Here is a 5,630-nt window from a genome sequence, read left to right on the forward strand (position 1 = left end):
GCCCATGCCTGGAGACCTGCACCATCAGCACCACCAGCCAGACCAGGCCGAAGGTGACGTGCAGGCCATGCGTTCCGACCAGCGTGAAGAACGACGAAAGAAAGCCGCTGCGCTGCGGCGTCGCCCCCTCGTGGATGAAATGGGCGAATTCGTAGAGTTCGATGCCGAGAAAGGCGAGGCCGAACAGGCCGGTGATCACCAGCCACACCTGCATCGGCCTCACTCGCCCTTTCGCCATCTCCAGCATCGCGAAGCCGTAGGTGATGGAGGACAGGAGCAGCATGGTGGTGTTGAGCGCGACCAGCGGAAGATCGAACAGGTCCTTCGGCGCGGGCCCGGCGGCGTAGTTGCCACCGAGCACGCCGTAGACTGCAAACAGCATCGCAAAGATGAGGCAGTCGCTCATCAGGTAGATCCAGAAGCCGAGCATGGTGCTGCTGCCGCTCTCGGCATGGCCGTGGTCGTCTTCCAGGTGGAAGATCGTGTCGTCGATCACCGTGTCGGCGTGTGCCATGGTGCTCATCCCGCCTGGCTGGTGGCTGCGAGCAGGCGTGTCCGCTCGTCCTCGACGCGGGTGACGTCGCTGGACGGAATGTGGAAGTCCCGGTCGTAATTGAAGGTATGCGCGATGGCGTAGCCGATCAGAGCAACGAAGCTCACGATCGCCAGCCACCAGATGTACCAGATGAGCGCCACGGCAAGCACCACGCTCAACCCAGCCAGAATGACGCCGGCTCCGGTGTTGCGCGGCATGTGGATGTCGTGGAAGCCCGTCAACGGACGCTGGTAACCGCGATTCTTCATGTCCGCCCAGGTGTCGAGATCGTGGACGACCGGCGTAAAGGCGAAATTGTAGGCCGGGGGCGGCGACGAGGTTGCCCATTCGAGTGTACGCCCGTCCCACGGATCACCGGTGTCGTCGCGAAGCTGCTCGCGCCGGCGCACGCTGACGAAGATCTGGATGAGGAAGGACAGGATACCAAGGAGGATCAGGAAGGCGCCAAAAGCGGCGATGATGAACCAGATCTGCAGCGAGGGATCCTCGAAGGTGCGTAGCCGGCGCGTTACGCCCATCAGGCCGAGGATGTACAGCGGCATGAAGGCGAACCAGAAGCCGACCACCCAGAACCAGAAGGACATCTTTCCCCAGAACGGATCGAGCCGGAAGCCGAATGCCTTGGGGAACCAGTAGCTGATACCGGCAAACAGGCCGAACAGCACGCCGCCGATGATGACGTTGTGGAAATGCGCGACCAGGAACAGGCTGTTGTGGAGCACGAAGTCGGCCGGCGGAACGGCGAGCAGCACGCCGGTCATGCCGCCGACGGTGAAGGTCAGCATGAAGGCGACTGTCCACATCATCGGCAGTTCGAAGCGGATGCGGCCGCGGTACATGGTGAACAGCCAGTTGAATATCTTGGCGCCTGTCGGGATCGAAATGATCATCGTGGTGATGCCGAAGAACGAGTTGACGCTCGCTCCCGACCCCATGGTGAAAAAGTGATGCAGCCAGACGAGATAGGACAGGATGGTGATGACGATGGTTGCGTAGACCATCGAGGTGTAGCCAAAGAGCCGCTTGCCGCAGAAGGCCGAGGTCACTTCGGAAAATATGCCGAAGGCCGGCAGGATCAGGATGTAGACCTCGGGGTGGCCCCAGATCCAGATCAGGTTCACGTACATCATCGGATTGCCGCCGAAGTCGTTCGTGAAGAAGTTGGTGCCGACATAGCGGTCGAGAGCCAGCAGGGCCAGCACCGCCGTCAGCACCGGGAAGGCGGCGACGATGAGCACATTTGTGCAGAGCGCGGTCCAGGTGAAGATCGGCATTCTCATCATGGTCATGCCAGGCGCGCGCATCTTGACGATGGTGCAGACCAGGTTCACGCCCGACAGCAGCGTGCCGACGCCCGCCACTTGCAGCGCCCAGATATAATAATCGACACCGACATCGGGACTGTAGCCGATACCCGACAGCGGCGGGTAGGCGAGCCAGCCGGTGCGCGCGAATTCGCCGACGAACAGCGACATCATGACGATGACCGCGCCGCCGACCGTCATCCAGAAGCTGAAATTGTTGAGGAACGGAAACGACACGTCGCGCGCGCCGATCTGCAGCGGGACGACGAAATTCATCAGGCCCGTCACCAGCGGCATCGCCACGAAGAAGATCATGATGACGCCGTGCGCGGTGAAGATCTGGTCATAATGATGCGAATTGAGATAGCCTTCCGAACCGCCGAAGGCCATCGCCTGCTGGAGTCGCATCATGATGGCGTCGCTGAAGCCGCGCAGCAGCATGACGATGCCGAGCACCATGTACATCACACCGATGCGCTTGTGGTCGACGCTGGTGAACCATTCGCGCCACAGATAGCCCCAGAGCTTGAAATAGGTCAGCGCGCCGACGAGGGCGATGCCGCCCAGCGCGACGACAATGAAGGTCGCGACCACGATGGGCTCGTGCAGCGGCAGCGACTCGAACGTAAGCCGGCCGAAGATCGCCTTGAGAAGAGCAGGATTGTCGAACATGTCTTGCGTGGCGCCTCAGGAGTTGAAGGGCGACCGAAGCGTGCCGGTTGCGGAAGGTGACGGCAGTCGGATCGACAGGGGCAGTGGCCGTTGCAGACCAGCGCCGACTATCGGCGTCGAGGTCATCGGCGTGGCGGATTGATCAGCCTTCGAAGCGGCCAGTGCTTCTTCGGTCGTGCATATGCTGGCGACATAGGATGGGGCGGGGCCGAATATCGTGCCGCGCCGGGCGAACTTGTCATACAGCAGCGGAAGGGTGTTGCGGATGCCGGCCATTCCCAGACCGCCCTTGGCATCGATCTGCGACATCTCGCTCATGCACATCTTGCCGGGCTCGACGCACATGTTGAGGATCGCCTTGTAGAGATCGCTATCCACCGCCGCATAGTGGCGCACGGGTTGGTTCTCACTGGGCTGTTCGAGCTCAAGATAGCCGTTTCGGTCGAGCTTGCCGCCGCTGTCCTTTGCCTTCGCGATCCATGCCTGGAAACCGGCATCCTCGAGGCCGTGGAACGCGAAGCGCATTCCCGAGAAGCCGGCGCCGCTGTAATTGGCAGAGAACCCTTCATAGTCGCCGGACTTGTTGATGACAGCGTGCAGCCTGGTTTCCATACCCGGCATCGCATAGATCTGGCCGGCCAGTGCTGGAATGTAGAAGGAGTTCATCACCGATGCGGAGGTAATGCGAAAGCTGATCGGCCGGTCGACCGGCGCAGCCAGTTCGTTGACCACGGCGACGCCGTATTCCGGATAGATGAACAGCCATTTCCAGTCGAGCGCGACGACTTCGACCTCAAGCGGGCGCACGTCCGGCGGCAGCGGCTTGCCGGCCGCTACACGTCCGATCGGACGATAGGGGTCGAGCAGATGGGTGCCCATCCAGGTCACCGCGCCCAGGCAGATGATGATCAGAAGCGGCACAGCCCAAATGACGAGTTCGAGATGGGTCGAGTGGTCCCAATCCGGCTCGTAGCGCGCCTCGCGGTTGGACTGGCGGTATCGCCAGGCAAAGAATATGGTGAGAGCCATCACCGGTATGATGACGATCAGCATCAGTGCCGTGGACACCATCAGCAGGTCGCGCTGCTGCTCGGCGACGTCGCCGGCAGGGTTCAGGACGACCATGCTGCAGGAGCCGAGCGATGCCAGCAGGGGCAGCAGGAAAAGGGTACGAAGACGGCTCAATGTATGACCTGTCGGTTGTTCCCCCCAGTGCTAACCGTACCGCGGCGATGAAGGCATTGGACAATTTGTCCAATGCCGCAATGACGCGGCAGGCGTCATCAAAGCATCTGGCCCGCGCACATGGCAAGCGATCGTATGAGACCGCGGCGGGGCGACGGAGAATGCTGTGAGCCCAACTTCGAAGATCGAAGCCGACGCAAGACGGATCAATGCGCGGCATCATGAGGTGAAGCCCGGCGAAATCGCCGTTGGCGTCATCATCGGCAGGACGTCGGAATTCTTCGACTTCTTCGTCTACGCGATCGCTTCCGTCATCGTTTTCCCCAAGCTCGTATTTCCATATGCCGACCCGTTGACCGGCACGCTCTACTCCTTCGCCATCTTCGCGCTTGCCTTCATCGCGCGGCCGATCGGGACGGCGATCTTCACCGCGCTCGACCGCGCCTACGGACGCAGCGCCAAGCTCACCATCGCGCTGTTCCTGCTGGGGACCTCGACCGTGTCGATCGCCTTCGTGCCCGGTTACGACCAGATCGGCCCGGCTTCGGCCTGGCTGCTGGCCATGTTCCGGATCGGTCAGGGACTGGCGCTGGGCGGGACATGGGACGGACTTGCCTCGCTGCTGGCGTTGAATGCCCCCGAAAAGCGTCGCGGCTGGTATGCGATGATCCCGCAGCTGGGCGCGCCACTCGGGCTCATCGTCGCCAGTGCCCTGTTTGCATATTTCGTCGGCAACCTGTCGGCTGAAGACTTCTTCAGCTGGGGTTGGCGCTACCCGTTCTTCGTCGCCTTCGCCATCAACGTCGTCGCCCTGTTCGCGCGGCTGCGCATCGTGGTGACGCCGGAATACACCAAACTGTTCGAAGGCCAGGAACTGGAGCCGACTTCCGTCCGCGAGACGTTGCGCGCCGAAGGGCGCACTGTCGTGCTCGGCGCTTTCGCGCCGCTGGCGAGCTTCGCCCTGTTCCACATGGTGACGGTGTTTCCTCTGTCCTGGATCTTCCTGTTCACGCGCGAGGGACCGGCACGGTTCCTGGTCATCGAGACGATCGGAGCCTTCTTCGGCCTGGCGGCAATCGCGATCTCGGGCGTCGTTGCCGACCGGGTCGGGCGCTGGCCCTTGCTTGGAGGCTCGGCGGTGGCCATTGCCGTGTTCAGCGGTTTCGCGCCACAGCTGCTCGATGGCGGCTTCGTCGGAGAGTCCGTCTTCATGGTGTTGGGCTTCGTCCTGCTCGGCCTGTCGTTCGGCCAGTCTTCGGGAGCACTCGCCTCGAATTTTTCAAAGAACTACCGCTATACAGGTGCTGCGCTGACCTCGGATCTCGCCTGGCTGTTCGGCGCCGGCTTCGCCCCCATTGTCGCCCTGTTCCTGTCCGCCCATTTCGGGCTGATCTCGTCAGGCGCCTATCTGCTGTCGGGAGCGCTATGCACGCTGCTGGCGCTGCGGCTCAACCAGCGCCTGGATCGGACTCCCGCTTGAGTGACCTGCTTGGCCAGGGCTGGGGACCTCCCGGCCCAATGACGCTGCACGACAAGACCAACAAGCAGAATTTTCTGCTTCTGATCCAACTGCGCTGGATCGCGGTCGGCGGTCAGATCGTGACGATCCTGTTCGTCCGCTACGCGCTTGGCATCGGGCTGCCGCTGGTGCCGATGGCAGTGGTGATCCTGCTGCTGATCGCTCTCAACGTCGCCAGCCTGCGCCGGCACAGCAGCCAGGACGCGATCACCAACACCGAGCTGTTTCTTGGACTGCTGCTCGACGTCACCGCGTTGACGGTCCAGCTTTACCTGAGCGGCGGCGCGTCCAATCCCTTCATTTCGCTTTACCTGCTCCAGGTCATCCTGGGCGCGGTACTGCTGGAGACATGGTCGGTCTGGGCGCTTGTCCTCATTGCAAGCACGTGCTTCAT

Annotated in this window: 4 protein-coding genes and 1 pseudogene; 2 read left to right on the forward strand and 3 right to left on the reverse strand. The window is 62.1% G+C overall.

Going from position 1 to position 5,630, the window contains the following annotated elements:
• The 3 genes from EN879_RS22580 to cyoA all read right to left on the reverse strand — a co-directional run.
• On the reverse strand, positions 1-514 hold a 514-nt coding region (locus EN879_RS22580), incomplete at its 3' end, for a cytochrome c oxidase subunit 3 (RefSeq protein WP_127274254.1).
• Between the two features lie 5 nt (positions 515-519).
• Positions 520-2,532 (reverse strand): cytochrome o ubiquinol oxidase subunit I, encoded by a 2,013-nt coding sequence (cyoB, locus tag EN879_RS22585; RefSeq protein WP_063168040.1) that lies wholly within the window; start codon positions 2,530-2,532, stop codon positions 520-522.
• A 15-nt stretch (positions 2,533-2,547) separates the two neighbouring features.
• Positions 2,548-3,717 (reverse strand): ubiquinol oxidase subunit II, encoded by a 1,170-nt coding sequence (cyoA, locus tag EN879_RS22590; protein ID WP_013531506.1) that lies wholly within the window; start codon positions 3,715-3,717, stop codon positions 2,548-2,550.
• A gap of 166 nt (positions 3,718-3,883) precedes the next feature.
• On the opposite strand from cyoA, the gene EN879_RS22595 reads away from it, so the two are divergent.
• Positions 3,884-5,197: an MFS transporter gene (locus tag EN879_RS22595; RefSeq protein WP_024505203.1), complete on the forward strand. Its 1,314-nt coding sequence runs from the start codon at positions 3,884-3,886 to the stop codon at positions 5,195-5,197.
• Positions 5,194-5,630: pseudogene (locus tag EN879_RS22600) on the forward strand (sensor histidine kinase); the annotation flags it as partial. The gene EN879_RS22595 and the pseudogene EN879_RS22600, both read left to right, overlap by 4 nt.

The sequence above is a fragment of the Mesorhizobium sp. M7A.F.Ca.AU.002.02.1.1 genome, assembly GCF_003998535.1.
Lineage (GTDB): Bacteria > Pseudomonadota > Alphaproteobacteria > Rhizobiales > Rhizobiaceae > Mesorhizobium > Mesorhizobium ciceri.

Bases quoted from the DNA above. Each gene is read 5' to 3' on its own strand.
- cyoB (WP_063168040.1), bottom strand. From the start codon at position 2,532: ATGTTCGACAATCCTGCTCTTCTCAAGGCGATCTTCGGCCGGCTTACG.